Annotated in this window: 19 protein-coding genes and 1 other RNA gene; 13 read left to right on the top strand and 7 right to left on the bottom strand. The window is 65.4% G+C overall.

The features are described 5' to 3' along the window. Positions 1-75 precede the first annotated feature (75 nt). The 4 genes from ACOQPC_RS05400 to ACOQPC_RS05415 all read left to right on the top strand — a co-directional run bounded on the left by ACOQPC_RS05400 (position 76) and on the right by ACOQPC_RS05415 (position 3196). Positions 76-741 (top strand): response regulator transcription factor, encoded by a 666-nt coding sequence (locus ACOQPC_RS05400; RefSeq protein ID WP_420608074.1) that lies wholly within the window; start codon positions 76-78, stop codon positions 739-741. A gap of 107 nt (positions 742-848) precedes the next feature. Next, positions 849-2159 carry an ATP-binding protein gene (locus ACOQPC_RS05405; RefSeq protein WP_420608075.1) on the top strand — a complete coding sequence of 437 codons (1311 nt, stop codon included), beginning with the start codon at positions 849-851 and terminating at the stop codon, positions 2157-2159. Between the two features lie 189 nt (positions 2160-2348). Then, positions 2349-2552, top strand: a complete 204-nt coding sequence (locus tag ACOQPC_RS05410) for a type II toxin-antitoxin system RelE family toxin (protein WP_420607629.1) — start codon at positions 2349-2351, stop codon at positions 2550-2552. A gap of 41 nt (positions 2553-2593) precedes the next feature. Beyond that, positions 2594-3196: a hypothetical protein gene (locus tag ACOQPC_RS05415; RefSeq protein WP_420607630.1), complete on the top strand. Its 603-nt coding sequence runs from the start codon at positions 2594-2596 to the stop codon at positions 3194-3196. A 94-nt stretch (positions 3197-3290) separates the two neighbouring features. On the opposite strand, the gene ACOQPC_RS05420 is transcribed toward ACOQPC_RS05415, so the two are convergent. Beyond that, complete coding sequence (locus ACOQPC_RS05420) at positions 3291-3998, bottom strand: glutathione S-transferase family protein (protein WP_420607631.1); 708 nt, start codon at positions 3996-3998, stop codon at positions 3291-3293. Positions 3999-4277: 279 nt separating this feature from the next. On the opposite strand from ACOQPC_RS05420, the gene ACOQPC_RS05425 reads away from it, so the two are divergent. The 4 genes from ACOQPC_RS05425 to ACOQPC_RS05440 all read left to right on the top strand — a co-directional run bounded on the left by ACOQPC_RS05425 (position 4278) and on the right by ACOQPC_RS05440 (position 10141). Then, positions 4278-5291, top strand: a complete 1014-nt coding sequence (locus ACOQPC_RS05425; RefSeq protein WP_420607632.1) for a polyprenyl synthetase family protein — start codon at positions 4278-4280, stop codon at positions 5289-5291. Positions 5292-5298: 7 nt separating this feature from the next. Further along, complete coding sequence (locus ACOQPC_RS05430; protein ID WP_420607633.1) at positions 5299-6693, top strand: MATE family efflux transporter; 1395 nt, start codon at positions 5299-5301, stop codon at positions 6691-6693. After that, positions 6690-9140, top strand: a complete 2451-nt coding sequence (gene hrpB / locus ACOQPC_RS05435; protein WP_420607634.1) for an ATP-dependent helicase HrpB — start codon at positions 6690-6692, stop codon at positions 9138-9140. Before ACOQPC_RS05430 ends, hrpB begins: the two co-directional genes overlap by 4 nt. Positions 9141-9862: 722 nt before the next feature. Continuing rightward, on the top strand, positions 9863-10141 hold the full coding sequence (locus ACOQPC_RS05440) for an ETC complex I subunit (RefSeq protein WP_420607635.1): 279 nt from the start codon (positions 9863-9865) through the stop codon (positions 10139-10141). Between the two features lie 865 nt (positions 10142-11006). Here the strand turns inward: ACOQPC_RS05440 and ACOQPC_RS05445 are convergent. The 4 genes from ACOQPC_RS05445 to ACOQPC_RS05460 are packed head-to-tail and all read right to left on the bottom strand — an operon-like array spanning position 11007 to position 13633. Then, the gene (locus ACOQPC_RS05445) at positions 11007-11540 is read right to left on the bottom strand and encodes an NUDIX hydrolase (protein ID WP_420607636.1); all 534 of its coding nucleotides are present in this window, start codon (positions 11538-11540) and stop codon (positions 11007-11009) included. Next, positions 11537-12208, bottom strand: coding sequence for a TPM domain-containing protein (locus tag ACOQPC_RS05450; protein ID WP_420607637.1), 672 nt, complete (start codon positions 12206-12208; stop codon positions 11537-11539). Before ACOQPC_RS05450 ends, ACOQPC_RS05445 begins: the two co-directional genes overlap by 4 nt. Before the next feature lie 13 nt (positions 12209-12221). Beyond that, the gene (locus tag ACOQPC_RS05455; RefSeq protein WP_420607638.1) at positions 12222-13040 is read right to left on the bottom strand and encodes a TPM domain-containing protein; all 819 of its coding nucleotides are present in this window, start codon (positions 13038-13040) and stop codon (positions 12222-12224) included. Continuing rightward, positions 13040-13633, bottom strand: coding sequence for a LemA family protein (locus ACOQPC_RS05460; RefSeq protein WP_420607639.1), 594 nt, complete (start codon positions 13631-13633; stop codon positions 13040-13042). Before ACOQPC_RS05460 ends, ACOQPC_RS05455 begins: the two co-directional genes overlap by 1 nt. A 128-nt stretch (positions 13634-13761) precedes the next feature. On the opposite strand from ACOQPC_RS05460, the gene mscL reads away from it, so the two are divergent. The 5 genes from mscL to ACOQPC_RS05485 all read left to right on the top strand — a co-directional run bounded on the left by mscL (position 13762) and on the right by ACOQPC_RS05485 (position 16484). Continuing rightward, positions 13762-14202, top strand: coding sequence for a large conductance mechanosensitive channel protein MscL (gene mscL, locus ACOQPC_RS05465; RefSeq protein WP_420608076.1), 441 nt, complete (start codon positions 13762-13764; stop codon positions 14200-14202). 234 nt (positions 14203-14436) lie between these two features. Then, positions 14437-14779: a transfer-messenger RNA gene (gene ssrA, locus ACOQPC_RS05470) on the top strand. A 130-nt stretch (positions 14780-14909) separates the two neighbouring features. Further along, positions 14910-15638, top strand: coding sequence for a transglycosylase domain-containing protein (locus ACOQPC_RS05475; protein ID WP_420607640.1), 729 nt, complete (start codon positions 14910-14912; stop codon positions 15636-15638). A gap of 302 nt (positions 15639-15940) precedes the next feature. Then, entirely contained in the window at positions 15941-16189 is a 249-nt protein-coding gene (locus ACOQPC_RS05480) for a type II toxin-antitoxin system ParD family antitoxin (protein ID WP_420607641.1), read from the top strand. 46 nt (positions 16190-16235) lie between these two features. Further along, a complete protein-coding gene (locus tag ACOQPC_RS05485) occupies positions 16236-16484 on the top strand; it encodes a type II toxin-antitoxin system RelE/ParE family toxin (protein ID WP_420608077.1) in 249 nt (82 codons plus the stop codon). Here ACOQPC_RS05485 and ACOQPC_RS05490 read toward each other — a convergent pair whose 3' ends face one another. Continuing rightward, positions 16485-16721: a hypothetical protein gene (locus ACOQPC_RS05490; RefSeq protein WP_420607642.1), complete on the bottom strand. Its 237-nt coding sequence runs from the start codon at positions 16719-16721 to the stop codon at positions 16485-16487. 335 nt (positions 16722-17056) lie between these two features. Continuing rightward, positions 17057-18310 (bottom strand): N-succinylarginine dihydrolase, encoded by a 1254-nt coding sequence (locus tag ACOQPC_RS05495; protein ID WP_420607643.1) that lies wholly within the window; start codon positions 18308-18310, stop codon positions 17057-17059. Positions 18311-18485: the final 175 nt, after the last annotated feature.

An 18485-nucleotide genomic window follows, 5' to 3' on the forward strand; every position in this document is an offset into this window, starting at 1 on the left:
CAAAGCCTTTGCCCTGAACCTGCGAACCGCCTAGTCGTTGCGGAGCAGCACGAAGCAGGCAATCCGGAGAAGATGATGCGCGTCCTAATCGTCGAAGACGAACCCACGCTCGGCCAGCAGTTGAAATCCACGCTGGAGGGTATCGGCTATGCCGTCGACCTGTCGACCGACGGCGAGGACGGCCATTTCATGGGCTCCACCGAAAGCTACGACGCGATCATCCTCGATCTCGGCCTGCCCGAGATCGACGGCCTTACTGTGCTCGACCGCTGGCGCAAGGAGGGGCGCAAATTCCCCGTGCTGGTGCTGACCGCGCGCGACAGCTGGTCGGACAAGGTCGCAGGGCTCGATGCGGGCGCCGACGATTATCTGGCGAAACCGTTTCAGACCGAGGAACTCATCGCCCGCCTGCGCGCGCTCATTCGCCGCGCGTCGGGCAATGCCTCGAGCGAACTCAACGCGGGCGACGTTCGGCTCGACACGCGTTCGGGCAAGGTCACGCTGGCGGGCGCGCCGGTCAAGCTCACCGCGCAGGAATACAAGCTCCTGAGCTACCTCATGCATCACAAGGGCAAGGTGGTCAGCCGCACCGAGCTGATCGAGCATATCTACGACCAGGATTTCGACCGTGACAGCAACACCATCGAGGTGTTCGTCACCCGCATCCGCAAGAAACTGGGCGCGGAAGTGATCACCACCATCCGTGGCCTCGGCTACAGCCTCGAGGATCCCGACGCCTGAACAAGCCCGCCGCCATCGATTCCCAAAGCCTGACCGGCGCGCAGGAAGAGGCGGTGGCCGCGGACCCGCCGCCCGAGCCGCAAAGCACCGGCTCGCTGAGCAAGCGCATGATCGGCGTGGCGGCGCTGTGGATCGGCGTGTTGTTGCTCGGCGGCGGCCTCGCGCTCGACCGGGTGTTGGTGGGTTCGGTCGAGAGCAATTTCGACAATCAGCTCAATTATGTGCTGACCGCGATGATCGCCTCCTCGCAGATCGATCCGGACGGCGAAGTGCTGTTCAACCGCCCCCTCGGCGACCAGCGGTTCCTCGAGCCCAATAGCGGTCTCTACTGGCAGATCAGCGGCAAGGGCTCGCCGGTCTACCCGTCGCGATCGTTATGGGACCGCACGCTGCCGGTCGATATCGATCGGACCTATCTGAAGCCGCATTTCCGCGACGTCGACAGCTTTCAGGGCGAGCCGCTCAGGCTGGTCGAGCGTACGATCATCCTGCCGGACAGCGACACGCGCTGGAATTTTGCGGTGGCGCAAAGCACCGAGACGGTGAAGCAGGACGTGAAGGAACTGCGCTCCACCTTGCTGATCAGCTTCGCCATCCTCGGCATCGGCCTGGTGGTCATGGCGGCGCTACAGACCTTTTACGGGTTGTGGCCGCTGCGCCAGGTGCGCCTTGCGATCGCCGAGATGCGATCCGGGCGCAAAAGCCGGATTACCGATCCCTTCCCCGAAGAGGTCATGCCGATGGTCGGCGAGCTCAATGCGCTGCTGGATCATAACGAGAAGCAGGCCGAGGAGGCACGGCGCCATGCCGGCAATCTCGCCCATGCGCTGAAGACCCCGCTCACCGTCGTGATGAACGCGGCGACCGCGCGCGCGCCCGACCTGGATCAGGTGGTGATGCGCGAATCCACCACCATGCGCCGCCAGGTCGACCACCACCTCGCCCGCGCGCGCGCCGTCGGCCGCCGCGGCCATGCCCACAGCCGCGCGGCGGTCTGGCCCTCGCTCGAATCGGTCGAGCGCGCGGTCGGGCGGCTATACGAGCATGTCCGGCTGGACATCAGCGGAGACAAGCACGCCGTGGTCGCCTGCGAACGGCAGGACCTGGACGAAATGCTCGGCAATCTGATCGAAAACGCGGCCAAATACGGCGGCGGCAGCGTGTTCGTGACGGTCGAGGAATGCGAAGCCCGCGTGGAAATCCAGATCGAGGACGACGGCATGGGCATCCCTGAGATCGAACGCGAACGCATCTTCGCGCGCGGTGCCCGGCTCGATACCGGCAAGCCCGGGACAGGCCTGGGGCTGGCCATCGTTCGCGACGTCGCCGAAATCTACGAGGGCGGCATCACGCTGGAGGAGAGCGAGGATCTGGGCGGACTGCTCGCGCGGCTGTGGCTGCCGAAGGCGGCGGTGTGATCGGGCGAACGATGTTGAACGCTTCCGGCCCCCGGGAGTGGTTGCGGAGCCGTTGCTCATCGGGGCGCGGTATCGGGTAGTCTCAGATCGCTTCTTTTATATTGTTGTTTCAAGTTCATTGTATTTTGTTATATTCGTGTCATGCAATCGATCCGGTATAGTCAGCGTGCGGATCGAGCCCTAGCCAGGATGCCGAAGCAACAGGCAGCGAAGATTGAGGAAAAAATCGAGCAATATGCGGTCGATCCGGAAAGCCTCTCCGCCAACGTCAAAAGGCTGCAAGGCACCACTGCCTTCCGTCTCCGCATTGACGCCTATCGGGTCATTTTCGACGAGGACGGAACGGTCCTCGACATTCTCGACATCGGCAAACGAGGAAGGATTTATCGATAGACCGTCTGCATCACGGGGGACATGGTAGAAAGCTAAGGATAATGGACATCAATTATCATATTGTGGAGGACGGCATCGAAATGGCGACTTTGCTGCGGGCCGATCTGGAGAAATTGATCGAAGCGGCCGAGGACGCAGGCGATCTCGCTGCAGCCTATCAGGCGCGTAAAGAAATCGATGAAGCGGGTGCGGTTCCAATGGGGGTTAGTATGGCGATCCGTGGTGGTAAACATCCCATTGTGGCGTGGCGCCATTATTTGCATTGGACTCAAGCAAAACTGGCCGAGGAGGCGGCGGCTTTCATGCCAGGGCGCCGTCTGACGCAGGCCGCGATCGGTAGGCTCGAGACCGCCGATCCCGGCGCCGGCCGCAGTGAGACATTGGCTGCGATCGCACAAGCGATGGGCGCACCGCGCTGGAGCATTGAATATCCGGATACGACGCTGCCCGATGAGTTGCAGCGAGATATTGAAAATGGCGGCGATCCGGAGACCGGCATGATCCTGCGCGCCGGTGGCGCAAATGCTTCGTCCGCAGCTACCAAAAGCGCAAAATCGGGAAAATTCATCACGCACCGCAGCGCGGTGAGCGGCCGCCTTCTGGGCGGTAGCCGTCGATTTGGAAAGCCCAAGAAAAAAGCCTGATCTTTTTCGGCAATATTCCGCCACGACAATATCCCCACTTGCTGCCAAGTTCGCAAGTCCGCTCGACCACATCGGGTTCGGGTGAGCGCGCCCCTTACTCCGGCGCCGCCGGAATCTTCAGCCCGCGCTGTACGGCCGGGCGTTCGAGGCAGCGGTCGAGCCAGGACGGCACCGCCTTCAGATCGCTCCAGCCGACCAGATCGCCCACCTCGTAAAAGTCCGTGAGGGCGCGCACCCAGCCGATGAGCGCGATGTCGGCAATGGTGAAATCGTCGCCCATCATCCAGCGGCGGCCGTCCAGATGGCCTTCGAGCACGCCGAGCAGGCGTTTCGTTTCATCCACATAACGCTGTTTCGGGCGCGGATCCTCGATTTCCTTGCCGGCGAACTTATGGAAGAAACCGAGTTGGCCGAACATCGGGCCGACGCCGCCGATCTGGAAATGCACCCACTGGATGCAGTGCCAGCGCTCCGCCGGGTCGCCGGGGATCAGCTTTCCGGTCTTTTCCGCCAGATATTGCAGGATCGCGCCCGATTCGAACAGGCCGAGCGGCGTGCCGCCCGGGCCGTCGGGATCGAGGATCGCGGGAATCTTGCCGTTCGGGTTGAGCGACAGGAAGGCGTCCGACTTCTGCTCGTTCTCGCCGAAATCGATGCGGTGGACCTCGTAAGGCAGCCCGGTCTCCTCCAGCATGATCGCTACCTTTACGCCATTGGGCGTAGGCAGCGAGTAGAGCTGGAGGCGGTCCGGATGCCGCGGCGTCCAGCGCTGCGTGATCGGAAAATCGGTGAGATCGGTCATGATGATACTCCTGTGGTTCTCCGATAAACGCATGAGAGCTCCGGCTGTTCGATGGAGACGTTGCTGCGATGCGACTGTCCTACATCGCCGAAATAGTGTATAACCGATACGGTGATCTGTAGACATGATGATAAACCAAAATTACGTCTCGCGCGTTTCGTTTACGTTGCCAAACGCTTCACCGGAATTTTCCAGGTACACCCCTGTAATCCGTGTCACCTTACACCTTCGCGCCGCCTCTTGCCTAACCGGCCGCGACTTGCCACATCGCTTGGCATCATGGCCGCCACGATCCATCCGCTGAAACCGGGCCATGCGGCCTCGCTGGAACCGATGATGGCGCTCGTCGCCGGCGACATGAACCGGGTGAACAGCGTGATCCTCGATCGCATGCAGTCGGACATTCCGCTGATCCCGGAGCTTGCCGGCCACCTTATCGCGGGCGGCGGCAAGCGTCTGCGGCCCATGCTGACGCTGGCCTGCGCGGCGCTGCTCGATTATCCGGGCGACCGGCATCACAAGCTCGCCGCCGCCGTCGAGTTCATCCACACCGCCACGCTGCTGCACGACGACGTCGTCGACGGATCGGACATGCGCCGGGGCAAGACCGCCGCCAACCTGATCTTCGGCAATCCGGCCGCGGTGCTGGTGGGGGACTTCCTGTTCTCGCGCAGCTTCGAGCTGATGGTCGAGGACGGCTCCTTGAAAGTGCTCAAGATCCTCAGCCACGCATCCGCCGTCATCGCCGAGGGCGAGGTCGATCAGCTCACCGCGCAGCGCCAGCTGGCGACCAGCGAGGAGCATTATCTGGGCATCATCGGCGCCAAGACAGCCGCCTTGTTCGCCGCCGCCTGCCGCATCGCCGCGGTGGTGGCCGAGCGTGACAGCGCGGTCGAGGAAGCGCTCGACCGCTACGGCCGCAACCTCGGCGTCGCCTTCCAGCTGGTCGACGACGCGATCGACTACGCTTCGGACAGCGAGGTCATGGGCAAGGGCGTCGGCGACGACTTCCGCGACGGCAAGATCACGCTGCCCGTCATCCTCGCCTTTGCGCGCGGCGACGGAGACGAGCAGCATTTCTGGCGCGAGGCGATGGCTGGGCGGCGCGTGTCGGATGCGGACCTGGCGCATGCCACCAAGCTGATCGAGCGCCACGATGCGATCTCGGACAGCATCGCGCGCGCGCGCCATTACGGCCAGCGCGCGATCGACGCGATCGCGCCATTTCCGGCCGGCCCCGCCAAGTCCGCGCTGATCGAGGCCGTGGAGTTCGCCATCGACCGCGCCTATTAGCGCGCCGATGGACGCCATCGCCGCCGCCCGCCCCGCCGGTTCGCTCCGGCGCGAAGGCCTGATGACGCTGAAGCTCGCGCTGCCGCTGGTGGTCGGCAACGTCGCGCAGGCCGCGATCAATACCACCGACGTGGTGATCCTCGGCCGCTATAATGTCGATGCGCTGGCCGCCGCCGCGCTCGGCGTGAACCTCTACTGGGTGTTCGCGGTGTTCTGCATGGGGCTGGTCACCGCCGCCTCGCCGCTGATCGCCGCCGAATATGGTCGGCGGCCGAACAGCGTGCGCGACGTGCGCCGCACCGTCCGGCAGGCGATCTGGGCGAGCGCGGCGATCTGCGTGCCGGCCTGGGCGATCCTGTGGCAGGCCGAGGCGATCTACCTCGCGCTGGGCCAGTCGCCCGACCTGTCCGCCGCCGCCGCGGGCTTCGTGCGCATCGCCATGTGGGGGCTGTTCCCGTTCCTCGTCGGGCTGGTGCTGCGCTATTATGTGACCGCGCTCGAGCGGCCGATCTGGGGCGTGTACATCATGGCCGCCGGCCTTGCCTTCAACGCGCTGGCCTGCTGGGCGCTGGTGTTCGGCGAGCTCGGCCTGCCTGAGCTGGGGCTGGCGGGCGCGGGCATCGCCAACGCGCTGGCCCAGGCCGTGCTCGGCCTCGGCGGCGTGGCGGTGGTCACGGGCGTCCGCCGCTTCCGCCGCTACCGTCTGTTCGGCAACTTCTGGCGCCCCGATTGGCCGCGCTTACGGACCATCTTCGCGGTCGGCCTGCCGATCGCCTGCACCTACGCCATGGAGATCACCGTCTTCTCCGCCGCCGTGTTCCTGATGGGGCTGATCGGGCGCGCCTCGCTCGCGGCGCACAGCGTCGCGATCCAGATCGCTGCGCTGGCCTTCATGGTGCCGCTCAGCATCGGGCAGGCGGCGACGGTGCGCGCCGGCATCTTCCACGGACGCCGCGACGGCGCCGGTCTGGCTCGGGTGGGCAAGGTGGCGCTGGGACTGGGTTTGATATCGGCGGCGATCTCTTCCGCGCTGATGGTGCTGATCCCCGAGCAACTGGTCGGCCTGTTCGTCCGTCCGATAACGGCGGAAGATGCCGAGGTGTTCCGGCTCGCCGTCGCCTTCCTGGCCGTCGCCGCGCTGTTCCAGCTGGTTGATTCGATGCAGGCGGTCGGCGCGGGGCTCCTGCGCGGCATCCAGGACACGCGCGTGCCGATGGTCTTCGCCGGGCTGGGATACTGGGCGATCGGTTTCTTGCTGAGCTGGTTCCTCGCCTTTCATGCGGGCCTCGACGGGGTGGGTGTGTGGCTGGGTCTCGCCGGCGGCCTGACCGCCGCGGCGGTATTGATGTGCGGGCGCTGGCTGCTGCGCGGACGGTTGGGGCTGGTCGGGAACGAGGCATGACCGCGCTGCCGATCGCGGCGGTGCTGCCCGATCTGCGGGCCGCCTTGCGCGCCGCCGCCGCCGCCGTGCTGGTCGCGCCGCCGGGGGCGGGCAAGACGACGATGGTGGCGCCCGCCCTGCTCGCCGAGCCGTGGTGCGACGGCGCGATCTGGCTGCTCAGCCCGCGCCGCCTGGCCGCGCGCGCGGCGGCCGAGCGGATGGCCGAACTGGCCGGAGAGCGCGTCGGCCAGACCATCGGCTACGCCACGCGGATGGACGGCAGGCGCTCCGCCGCCACGCGCATCCTGGTGCTGACCGAGGGCATTTTTCGCAATCGCATCATCGCCGATCCCGAGCTGACCGGCATCTCGGCGGTGCTGTTCGACGAGGTGCACGAACGCAGCCTCGACAGCGATTTCGGCCTCGCGCTCGCGCTCGAAGCGCAGGCCGCGTTCCGGCCCGATCTGCGGCTCGTCACCATGTCGGCGACGCTCGACGGCGCGCGCTTCTCGGCGCTGATGCACGGCTGCCCGGTGATCGAGAGCGCGGGGCGCGCGCATCCGCTCGAGCTCGTCCATCTCGGCCGCCGCGCCGAGCGCCGGATCGAGGACGAGATGGCCGGCGCCATCGCCCGCGCGTTGGCCGAACGGGACGGCGACCTCCTCGCCTTCCTGCCCGGCATGGGCGAGATCGAGCGGACCGGCGAGCTTCTGCGACAACGCCTGAATTTCCCCACGGACATTGCTATCCTCCCGCTCCACGGCGCGCTCGATCCGGCCGAGCAGCGCGCGGCGATCCGCCCGGACCCGGAGGGCCGCCGCAAGATCATCCTCGCCACGAGTATCGCCGAGACCAGCCTGACCATCGACGGCGTGCGCATCGTCGTCGACGGCGGCCTCGCGCGCCGTCCGCGCTTCGATCAGGCGGCGGGCACGCCGCGGCTCGTCACCGAGCGGGTGAGCCGCGCCGCCGCGGTCCAGCGGGCGGGCCGCGCGGCGCGGCAGGCGCCGGGCATCGCCTATCGCCTGTGGGAGGAAGCGGCGACCGGCGGCCTGATCCCGTACGACCCGCCCGAGATGCTGGAGAGCGACCTGGCGCCGCTGGTGCTCGACTGCGCGCGGTGGGGCGAGGCCGATCCGGCGGCGCTGCGCTGGCTCGATCCGCCGCCCGCCGCCGCGCTGGCGCAGGGGCGCGCCACGCTGCGCACGCTGGAGGCGATCGACAAGAACGGCCGCATCACCGCCCATGGCGAAACGCTCTCGGCGCTGCCGCTGCCGCCGCATCTGGCGCACATGCTGGTGCTGGCGGGCGCGCACGGACAGGCGGGCGTGGGAGCGGAGGTCGCGGTGCTGTGCCAGGAGCGCGGGCTGGGCGGGCGCGGCGAGGACCTTGAGGCGCGGCTGCAACGCTGGCGCGAGGATCGCGGGCGCAAGGCCGAGGCGGCGCGCGGGCTGGCGCAGCGCTGGGCCGGGCTGGTCGGAGCGGGCGAGGGCGAGCCGCTCTCGATCGGCGCGCTGGTGGCGCTGGCCTTTCCGGACCGCCTCGCCAGAAGTCGCGGCGGCGGCGGCGGGGCGGACTGGATCGCGGCGGGCGGGCGCGGCTTCCGGCTCGATCCGGCCTCGCCGTTCGCGCGCCACGACTGGCTCGCGGTCGCCGATGTGCAAGGAGCGGCAGGCGGCGCGCGCATCCTGTCGGCCGCGCCGATCGACGAGGAGGAGCTGCGGACGCTGTTCGCGGACCGGATCGAGACGCGGCGCACGGTGCGCTTCGACGCCGCGGCCGGCCGGATTGCGGCGCGGCGTGAGGAACGGCTCGGAGCGATCGCGCTCAGGGGCGGGCAGGACGACGCGCCCGATCCGGACGCCGTGCGCGCGGCGCTGCTGGAGGCGGTGCGGGGCCATGGCCTCGGCCCGCTGCCTTGGAGCGAGGCCGCCATCGCGCTGCGTCGCCGCGCCGCCTTCGCCGGATCGGACGCGCTCACCGACGAAGCGCTGCTGGCGAGCCTCGACCACTGGCTCGACCCGCTGCTCGTCGGCATCACCCGCTTCGACGCCATCCCGCCCGCCGCGCTGCTCCACGCGCTCGAAGGCCAACTCGGCTGGGACGAGGGCCGGCGCATCGCCGCCGCCGCGCCGCCGCGCTTCACTACGCCCGCGGGCACCACGCACGCGATCGATTACGGCGCCGAGGCGGGGCCGACGGTCGCGGCGCGGGTGCAGGCGTTCTATGGGCTCGCCGAGCATCCGGCGGTGGGCCGCCCGCCCGTGCCCCTGGTGCTTTCGCTGACCAGCCCGGCGGGCCGCCCGGTGCAGACCACGCGCGACCTGCCCGCCTTCTGGACGGGGAGCTGGGCGGACGTCGCCAAGGACATGCGCGGGCGTTATCCCAGGCATCACTGGCCCGACGATCCGGCGGGCGCCACGCCCAGCCTGAAGACCAAGCGCGCCCAGGCGAGAAGCCGGGATTGAACGCGGACGACACCACCAGCTTCACATGCTTCACACTGTTCAAAGAGAGAAAATACAGGGTGGATTCGCCGCCCAGCTTCACACGCTTCACACTGTCCAGGGGAAGAAAATACAGGGCGGATTCGCCGCCCAGCTTCACACGCTTCACACTGTCCAGGGGAAGAAAATACAGGGTGGATTCGCCGCCCAGCTTCACACGCTTCACACTGTCCAGGGGAAGAAAATACAGGGCGGATTCACCGCCCAACTTCACACGCTTCACACTGTCCAGGGGAAGAAAGTAGCGGATGGTGTGATTGCCTGAATTTCGCCGACTTTCCAGCCCGTTAACGCACGAATCTTCCAAATCCACTCGGCCCGAGCCTGTCGAACCCTGTCCTGAGCGGCTGGCTGGTCTAGCCAGCCGAAGGGGACTGCCGTCAGATTTCCCGATAGCTGTCACAGGAGAAGCGCAGCCCTTCGATATCGGAAGATTGCAAGCCCGTTTTCTTTGCTCGTCACTCCAGCGAAAGCTGGGGTCTCGGGCCGAATCCCGATGACGAATAACAATCTGGCGAAAGCATTGCCGACAGTGCGATGAAGGCGGTAAGAATGGGAGAGAAATACGCATCCCCGGAACCTGCCATCGAAAACCCTACATTGAAAGAACGAATGCGGAACACTTTATCCCGCCCGCGCGATCCGGCTTGATTTTTGCGCTCGCGCTCAGCAAGGCTCGTCCCATGACCGCCCGCATCTATCAACGCCCCCAGAGCGCCATGACCTCCGGCCGCGCGCTCACCGACCGCTGGATCCTGGAATATGATCCGGCCGAGGCCAAGCGCCCCGATCCGCTGACCGGCTGGGCGGGCTCGGGCGATACGCGCCAGCAATTGCAGCTGAAGTTCGGCAGTTGCGAGGCGGCGAAGGCCTATGCGGAGCGGAACGCGATCGAATATGCGATTGTGCCGACGCCGACCAGGACGCTGAAGATCCAGGCCTATGCCGACAATTTCCGTTAGAGTGCGATGCCATGGCATCGAGCCTCTTCGTCACTGCGAGCGCAACGAGCCGACGGCGACCGCAGATCAACCCATCGAGGGCGGCAAGCGATGCCCCTTGAGCCCCCGGGTTCCGGATAACTCGATTTTCTTACCCAATCATAGATTTGGAGAAAATCGGCTTCCGGAATGACGAATGAAATTTAACGGGTCTTGATCCTGGGCGAAGCCGCCTGGCGGGGATGGCAGAAGAATTGTGCCAAACTTTCCCGGCGAGCTTTTGCCGGATGTTTGAGGCGGTGTGCGGAAGGCCGCTCCTGGTGGTTTTGCGACGGGCAGGTTCTGGCAGTGATGTCTCTTGGCCGGACATAGCCACACGGCGAGCGATCTCGAGTAGTACAAACTTGAGAATGCTGTCTGCACTAATTTTTATGGATCAGCTGTCAGCCAACCTACGACTATTCTTTCAAAATCAACATATGCTATCGTCCCCGGGTCAAACTCCAGCGTAGCTGCAAGAGCCGGCAGGTCGGCTATGAATTTTCTATATGGCCGGACCAACTTAACGAGGGCGATTATGCACCTTGCAAACCCGTTTCATTTTTTCGTCACCCCAGCGAAAGCCGGGGTCTCGGGCGGGATCGCCATGAGGCCTGAGATGCCGGCTTTCCGGTGCCCTTTCGCCGGCATGACGAACAAAGAAAGGCGGAGCCATGCCGTTTCTGAATTTCCATCCGGCTGGGTTTGCAAAGCACATGATCGCCATTTTTAAGATCTAATTTGCAAGGATCGAAGGGGTGCTTGATGTGAGCATATACGGCCATTTTTGGAACCAAAGAACAGTGGGTAAAATTTCCGCAATCGGGGTCGTTGGCCGACCCGCTCATCACCTTAACCATTCAGCCATCAGCAGGCTCATCACGCGCACGTCGATCGCGACGCCGCGAGCTCGCGCTGCAGCCACGAACGCTTCCACCTCGGCAAGCTTGACGCGGTGGACCGTGATGTCCTCGCCCGCCACCCCGCCGCCGGCGCTCACCTTCGTCAGCCCGCGCGCGCGCACCAGGGTAAAGGCCTCGCTGACCATGCCGGGCGAGGAGTGGAATTCGCCGATCACCTCCATGCATCCGGCGCGGTAGCCGGTTTCCTCCTCCAGCTCGCGCGCCGCCGCCGCGAGCGCGTCCTCATCGATCGAATCCTCGTCGCCGACCAGCCCGGCGGGCAGTTCGAGGCAGGGCTTGCCCAGCGGCACGCGATATTGCTCGACCAGCAGCACCTCGCCGTCCTCCTCCGCCAGGATCACCGCGGCGCGGATGCCGCGCGGCCGCCCGACATATTCCCAGGTCCCGCGCTTGCGCACGACGAGATAGTCGCCCTCCCACAGGGTCCGTTCGGGCGGGGCCGCCGGACCTTCGCTCACAGTTCGATCAGCCGGTCCGGCAGTTCGTTGGGGTTGCCCGCCGTCTTGGGAAAATGCTCGGCCAGGATCGCACCGACATGGCCCACCGCCGCGACCATGCCGTCGCCGGGCCTGCCCTGCTTCACCCCGTCGATCAGCGCGCCCATCGCCTCGGCCCAGCGCGCCGCATCGACCTTTTCGGCGATGGCGCTGTCGGCGACGATCTCGGCGCGATGCTCCATCGTCGAGAGATAGACGAGGATGCCGGTGCGCCCATCGGTGCGGCTCTCGGTGCCGACGCGGAACAGCCGCACGGCGCGCGCGCGCACGCGGTCCTCCTTGACCCGGGACGGGGTGAGGAACAGCCGGAGCGGCATGTTCTCGAGCATCAGCGTGGCGACGAAATAGAGGAAGACGGCGGTCGCGGCGATCGCGGTCAGGAACGCGGCGGGCGTGTAGTCCTGCGACCAGCCGCTGCTCAGCAGGTCCATCGCGCCGCGCCAGAAACGCGGGGCGATCGGCAGCGCGATGAGGAACAAAAGCGCGATCGCCGCCGCCCAGCGGCTCGCTATGTCCTGATAATGGTCCGAGAGATCGGCGACGATGGTGACGATCTCGCCGTCGGTCCCCGTCTCGGCGGCCCCCACCGCCGCGCTGACCGCGCGATGCTGCTCCTCGCTGAGTTGCATGACCCGCGCCACGCTACCAGCCCCCCGAGGCGCCGCCGCCGCCGAAGCTGCCGCCGCCGCCCGAGAACCCGCCGCCTCCGCCGAACCCGCCGCCCCCACCGCCGAAGCTGCCGCCGCCGCCGCGCCCGCTATTGGCCATGCCGCTGAGGACGCCCCACAGGATGACGTCGCCCATGCCCCCGCCGCGGCGATAGCGCGAGCGGCGCCCGCGTCCGCCGGCGATCATCGGGCCGACGAACATGAAGGCGAAGAAGCCCAGCCAGATCAGCCCGGCCCAGGGAAAGCCGCCCTCGTCCCGCTTGCGCGCTGCCGCATCGGCCGCGGCAACGCGCTGGCGCGCTTCCTCGGGCGGCAGCTCGAGCTGGCTGGCGATGCCGTCGACGCCCGCGCGGATGCCGCCGGGATAATCGTCCTCGCGGAATTTGGGGATGATCGCGCCTTCGATGATGGTGCTCGCCAGCGTGTCGGTCAGCACCGGTTCGAGGCCGTAGCCGACCTCGATGCTCACCTGCCTGTCCTTGGGGGCGACGAGGAGCACGACGCCGTCGTCGTCCGCCTCGCTGCCGATGCCCCATTTCCGCCCGAGCGCGTATCCGAAATCCTCGATCGGATAGCCCTGCAGGCCGGGCACGGTGGCGACGACGACCTGGTGGCCGGTGCGCTGCTCGATCGCCGCCAGCTCCTGCGTCAACGACACCTCCTCGCCCTCCGACAGGATATCCGCCCCGTCGACCACCCGGCCGGTGAGCTTGGGAAAATCCTGCGCCGCCGCCGGGGCGGCGAGGGCAAACAGCAGGAGAAGCGGAAAAGGCCGCAGGAAAGCGCGTAGCATCAGCTCTTGCCGAACACTTCCGGGGCTTTTTCGGAGCCCGCATCGGCCTCGAACGGGACCAGCGGCTTGGCGCCGTGGACCACCTTGGCGCCGATGATGTCCGGAAAGGTGCGGATCGTCGTATTATAGTCCTGCACCGCCTGGTTGTAGTCGCGCCGGGCGATGTTGATGCGGTTCTCGGTACGCTCCAGCTCGTTCTGCAAGGCGAGGAAATTCTGGTTCGATTTCAGGTCCGGATAGGCCTCGAAGCTCGCCAGCAGGCGGCCGAGCGACTGGCCGAGCTGGCCCTGCGCCTCGCCGAACTGCTGCAGCTTGGCGGGATCGTCCAGATCGTCGGCATTGACCTGCACCGACGTCGCTTTCGCGCGCGCCTCGGTCACTTCGGTCAGCACGCTGCGCTCCTGCTCGGCGTAGCGCTCGGCGGTGTTGGCGAGATTGGGGATGAGGTCGGCGCGGCGCTGATAGGCGGCCTCGACATCGGCCCAGCGCGCCGCGGCGTTCTCTTGCGCCGTCGGCACGCTGTTGATGCCGCAGGCGGACAGCAGGCCGAAGGCGAGCGCGGCGACGAGCAGTTTCGGTAAGGCAAGGCGCATGGGATCGTCCCCTTTTCGTGAATGCGTTCGCCTATCTAAACGCAAAGCGCCCGCGCCCGCCACCGCCAATCGACAAGCGGGCGAAAAGGCGGCATTAATGCGCGCCGACGATCGTGGAAGAGGTGATGATGTTCGCACAGTTCAAGAAATTCGTACTGCGCGGCAACGTGCTCGATCTGGCGGTCGCGGTGATCGTCGGCGCCGCGTTCGGCAGGATCACCACATCGCTGACCGAGGACGTCATCATGCCGGTGGTCGGCGCGATCTTCGGCGGGCTCGATTTCTCCGGCTATTTCCTGCGGCTCGGCCCGGTGCCGGCGGACTATGCCGGCTCGATGACCAATTACGCGCAGCTCAAGGAGGCGGGCGTGCCGTTGCTCGGTTACGGCGAGTTCTTCACCGTGGTGCTCAACTTCCTGATCCTGGCGTTCATCATCTTTTTGATGGTGCGCTACGCCAACCGGATCATGGCCGAGTTCGAGAACCGGGACGAGGCAACCGCCGCGCCCGGTCCGAGCGAGGTCGAACTGCTCAAGGAAATCCGCGACGAGCTGAGGAAGCGCGCGTAGCGGCCGGAATACCCTCTCCCGTTCACGGGAGAGGAGCGAGACTTACGAGCGCAGCGAATTAGTCGCAGCGGTGAGGGCCGCCGTTGCAGCGCCGACTCATCGATGGCGCTCACGCGCCACCCACCCTCATCCAACTCCGCCCCGGATTTAATCCGGGGCTTCGTATCCTTCTCCCGCCCGGGGGGAGCAGGGCAAAGCTGCGGAGATAAGCGTTTCTGTTCCCGGACGACACGCTCACTTTTCATTCACATCCAACTCCCTATATAGAGCCTGTCGGTTTCGGCCGGCTATGGCGATAAATTGTTCTGTGCAATAGACGCAGCGGACCCGGGGGCAGTACCCGGCGGCTCCACCAAAACCCGCAGATTTCTGCGGTTTCTGAAGGGGCCGAACCAGGATCGACGTGTGTTCAAAGACAGCGCTTTCGCCCGGGCTGAGTAACCCGTTAAAGGCTCAAAACCGATAAGTGCCAACGATAACGAAGCACTTGCTCTGGCAGCGTAATCGAGGCCCTCACGGGCTGACATTACACTAATAGAACGCGGCCGAGTCGGCCGGGCAACAGAAAGACCACAGCGGCCCCGGGGGAGCCGGGCAACAGAATCCCCCGACTCTTTCCGGTTTTCAGTCTTAAATACCAGTTCGCGACTTGGTGCGATGGGAGCGTATTAGCGGTTTACCGTTGCATATCGGCATGCTTATCTATCATGCCGACCGAATTTGGGAGAAAGCATGTGCATGGGGAACGCAGCAAACCGTTCAGGCCAAGCATGATATTCAAAGCCCTTGCGGCCATGGTTTTGCTAATCCTTCTAGCTTTGGCCGCTTATGCGGGCTTTGGATATTTCGATGCGCTGAGAGACTCTGACGGTTTGAAGCAACGCGCTGCTGGATTGATGGCCAGCCAGCGCGGTCCGGACGACTTGACGCAACGCAAACTGCATCAGCTGCTTGCCGTCGAAGACCCCGCTTTCTGGCGGCACAACGGATTTGACGTGGAAACCAAGGGTGCGGGCTTGACCACGATCACGCAGTCGCTTGCCAAAAGACTCGCCTTTGAAGATTTTGAACCCGGCATCGGGAAGATACGGCAGACGACCTATGCTCTTGGACTGGAGCAGCGCCTTTCCAAAAAAGAGATATTGGCCCTTGCTCTCGAAACGGTGCAGATGGGTCCCGGTCCAGATGGCTGGATGGAGGGCATGTTCGACGCGAGTATGCAGATTTACGGCAAACCGCCGGCGGCGTTGTCCGATCATCAGTGGCTCAAACTGGTCGCGGTCCTGATCGCTCCTAGGCAGTTCAATCTGCAAGCACCCGACAAGCCTCTGGAGGACCGGGTGGCGCGGATCGAACGCCTGCTCGCCGGACGATGCGCCGCCCAGGACGAACGCGATGTATGGCTGGACCGTTGCGGGCCGGCAGCCGCGCACTGACAGCGCTCGGATCGCGAACGCCGGACGCCGAACATAGCAAACCCGGTCTTGCAATGCTGGGAAATCGATGAGCTATGGTAGAAATAGCCTCAAGCCGAAGGCGACCCATCGTAGGAAATTTCGTTTCGCGTTATGGCAATGCACCGGCGGCCACTTTGTAGCCTTTACACCATAATGTTACGCAAGCAGCCTTTCTTGTGAAACTCGATGCCGGTCGCGATACCATAGCCGATTGCATGAACCCTTGTCACGGCACACGCCTGCTATATATTCAAGATGAATATCGATATCGGACATGCACTATGGCAGCTACCAGTCTTTCACTTGGCTCACATTTCGAAGCGTTCGTCCGCCGCAAGGTGGAGTCCGGGCAGTATAGATCGGTTAGCGAGGTCGTTCGCGCGGGGCTCAGGGAGCTTGAGGACGGCGATCAACGCTTTTCCGATCTGCGCGCGCATGTCGCGGTTGGCGTCGAACAGGCCGACCGGGGCGAGTTCGTCGAGAATTTCCGCATTACCGAGGTGATCGAGAGCGCCGCCTCTGGCGGGTGAGCGGTCGTTTCGCCTCACGCGTCTGGCGCATGATGATCTGCGCTCCATCGCCGCCTATGGCCTTGAAGCCTGGGGACCGGAGCCAATGGCGGCCTATCTGACGGGATTGAAAAAGCGATTTCAGACATTGGCGGACAATCCCAGGCTGGGATCGGAGAGGCCAGACATTCATCCCGGAGTGCGCGGGATGCGCCACCGACAGCATCTGATCGTGTATCGCGAAGCCAATGACGCGATCGAAATTCTGGCGATCCCGCATGTTCGGATGGACATGACCCGGCACATGAAGGCTTGATTATTCCATCATGGCCATCGCCCGTTCCAGATCGAGCGCCTGCAGCATCTTGGCGCCGGCCATGAATACCGCCGCGCAGCAGCAGCCGAACATCGTCCAGCCGAGCCAGCCGGGATAGGTCGTCACGTAATTGGCGCCGCGCTGCGTGGCGCCGAGTGCCAGGCCGAATGTAATGAGGAACACCTCGGCGCGCGACTTAACGAGAAACAGGCGCAGGAATTTGTGCAGCAAGGACATGTTAACGGTTTAGCAACCATCGTGCCAAGGGCAAGCGGCCGCGGATCGTTGCGGGGTCAATATGGGACGGTTGTAAGGATTGCCGACGGTTTGACTGTTTTGGCCTAAACCCTCTCCCGCGTGCGGGAGGTGAGGGGCACCCCACAAAGTACCACTTTGTGGGGACCCGGTGGGGGGCACCCCACAAAGTACCACTTTGTGGGGACCCCGGTGAGGGCTGCCGGATAGCGCCGCGCCATCGATGGCGCTGACGCGCCACCCACCCTCATCCAACTCCAGCTAGCCGGTAAACCGGCAAGCTTCCGTATCCTTCTCCCGCCCGGGCGGGAGAAGGTTTATCGGAGTTCCGCCAGTTCCAGTTCCTCCAGCAACGCCGCGCGCGCGGCGCGCACCCGATCCGCCAGCGCCGGATCGGCTAGCTGATCCGGTTCAATATCCTCGGGCCAATGCTCGGCCACCACCGCGGCGATGCGATCCAGCTTCGCCTCGTCCGCCAGAAAGCGCGGATCGACCGTGGCGGGGTCGGCGACTACGCGCAGGCGCAGGCAGGCGGGGCCGCCGCCGTTCGCCATGGATTGACGCACGTCGACGGGTACGATTTTTCGAATGGGTCCGTTGCCCGCGATGAGTTCCTGAAGATAGTCCCGGACCGAAGCGGTTTCCTCGGCCTCCAGCGGCACGATTAGCGCCATGTCTCCTTCGGGCAGCGTCACCAGCTGCGCGTTGAACAGATAGCTGGCGATGGCGTCCTGCAGCGAAACGCGCTGGGCAGGGACGATGACGATTTCGGCCTGCGGCAGTTTCTCGCGGATGTCCGCATAGGCGGCGCCCGGATCGGCAAAGGCCTGTTCGTGCGCGAACAGCACCTGCTCGTTGGCCACCGCCACCACATCGTTGTGGAACGCGCCCGCCGCGATCGCCGCCTCGGCCTGTTCGATGAAGACGGTGCGTTCCGGATCGAGGCCGTGCGCCCGCGCCACCGCCCTGCTCGCCTCGCTATGCTGGCGTGCGGGGAAGCCGCCACCCGCGCGGCCGTAGACGAACAGCTCGATCCCCGGCGCGGCGTGGTTCGGCGCCATGCGCATATGGTTGGCCGCGCCCTCGTCGCCGAACGGTGGCGGCACCGGGTCGTGCACCGCGAAATGCGCTTCGTCGGCAAAGGCGAGCTTAAGCTGCGCGAGCGTACCCGGCCACTCGTGGCTGCGATGCGGCATGGTGACGAGATTGGCGACGGTCAGGTGGCAGCGTCCGTCCGGCGTGTCGGGGGCGGGCGAGACGGTGGCGGCGTTGGCGGTCCACATCGCGGAGGCGGACCAGGCGGCGGCGCGGAGATGCGGCTCGGCGGAGGCGAGGTCGGTGGCCAGTTTCCCCAGCCAGCCAATGTTGGGCCGGTCGAGCGGCAGGAAGAAGCCCTGCGCCAGCCCGCGCCGCAGATTGCCCCGCATTTTCTCTACACCCTGCAGCGCCGCCGCGCGTGGATGCGAGACCGCGCCCTTGTTGCTCGTCGCGGCGAGATTGCCGGGGGACAGGCCGGCGTAATTGTGGCTGGGGCCGACGATGCCGTCGTAATTGATTTCCGTGAGGGTCATGGGTTCGTCCTTTTCTCAATCCTCCCCTCGCGCAGCGGGGGGGGAGGGGGACCGTTCGGCGAAGCCGAATGGTGGAGGGGAAAAAGCGCTTCGATCGGTTCGAGCGCTTGTTCAGGAAATCGCCCTGCTTGCCCCTCCGCCCCGATGCTTCGCATCGCGGTCCCCCCCCGAGCGA

Source organism: Novosphingopyxis sp. (assembly GCF_965218915.1).
Taxonomy (GTDB): domain Bacteria; phylum Pseudomonadota; class Alphaproteobacteria; order Sphingomonadales; family Sphingomonadaceae; genus Novosphingopyxis.

What these genes read in the sequence shown, in the direction of transcription:
- ACOQPC_RS05415 (WP_420607630.1), top strand. Translation starts at nt 2,594, where the DNA reads ATGGACATCAATTATCATATTGTGGAGGACGGCATCGAAATGGCGACT.
- ACOQPC_RS05430 (WP_420607633.1), top strand. Translation starts at nt 5,299, where the DNA reads ATGGACGCCATCGCCGCCGCCCGCCCCGCCGGTTCGCTCCGGCGCGAA.
- ACOQPC_RS05455 (WP_420607638.1), bottom strand. Translation starts at nt 13,040, where the DNA reads ATGCTACGCGCTTTCCTGCGGCCTTTTCCGCTTCTCCTGCTGTTTGCC.
- ACOQPC_RS05405 (WP_420608075.1), top strand. Translation starts at nt 849, where the DNA reads ATGATCGGCGTGGCGGCGCTGTGGATCGGCGTGTTGTTGCTCGGCGGC.
- ACOQPC_RS05480 (WP_420607641.1), top strand. Translation starts at nt 15,941, where the DNA reads ATGGCAGCTACCAGTCTTTCACTTGGCTCACATTTCGAAGCGTTCGTC.
- ACOQPC_RS05410 (WP_420607629.1), top strand. Translation starts at nt 2,349, where the DNA reads ATGCCGAAGCAACAGGCAGCGAAGATTGAGGAAAAAATCGAGCAATAT.
- ACOQPC_RS05475 (WP_420607640.1), top strand. Translation starts at nt 14,910, where the DNA reads ATGCCGACCGAATTTGGGAGAAAGCATGTGCATGGGGAACGCAGCAAA.
- ACOQPC_RS05425 (WP_420607632.1), top strand. Translation starts at nt 4,278, where the DNA reads ATGGCCGCCACGATCCATCCGCTGAAACCGGGCCATGCGGCCTCGCTG.
- ACOQPC_RS05440 (WP_420607635.1), top strand. Translation starts at nt 9,863, where the DNA reads ATGACCGCCCGCATCTATCAACGCCCCCAGAGCGCCATGACCTCCGGC.
- hrpB (WP_420607634.1), top strand. Translation starts at nt 6,690, where the DNA reads ATGACCGCGCTGCCGATCGCGGCGGTGCTGCCCGATCTGCGGGCCGCC.
- ACOQPC_RS05450 (WP_420607637.1), bottom strand. Translation starts at nt 12,208, where the DNA reads ATGCAACTCAGCGAGGAGCAGCATCGCGCGGTCAGCGCGGCGGTGGGG.
- ACOQPC_RS05460 (WP_420607639.1), bottom strand. Translation starts at nt 13,633, where the DNA reads ATGCGCCTTGCCTTACCGAAACTGCTCGTCGCCGCGCTCGCCTTCGGC.
- ACOQPC_RS05420 (WP_420607631.1), bottom strand. Translation starts at nt 3,998, where the DNA reads ATGACCGATCTCACCGATTTTCCGATCACGCAGCGCTGGACGCCGCGG.
- ACOQPC_RS05495 (WP_420607643.1), bottom strand. Translation starts at nt 18,310, where the DNA reads ATGACCCTCACGGAAATCAATTACGACGGCATCGTCGGCCCCAGCCAC.
- mscL (WP_420608076.1), top strand. Translation starts at nt 13,762, where the DNA reads ATGTTCGCACAGTTCAAGAAATTCGTACTGCGCGGCAACGTGCTCGAT.
- ACOQPC_RS05400 (WP_420608074.1), top strand. Translation starts at nt 76, where the DNA reads ATGCGCGTCCTAATCGTCGAAGACGAACCCACGCTCGGCCAGCAGTTG.
- ACOQPC_RS05490 (WP_420607642.1), bottom strand. Translation starts at nt 16,721, where the DNA reads ATGTCCTTGCTGCACAAATTCCTGCGCCTGTTTCTCGTTAAGTCGCGC.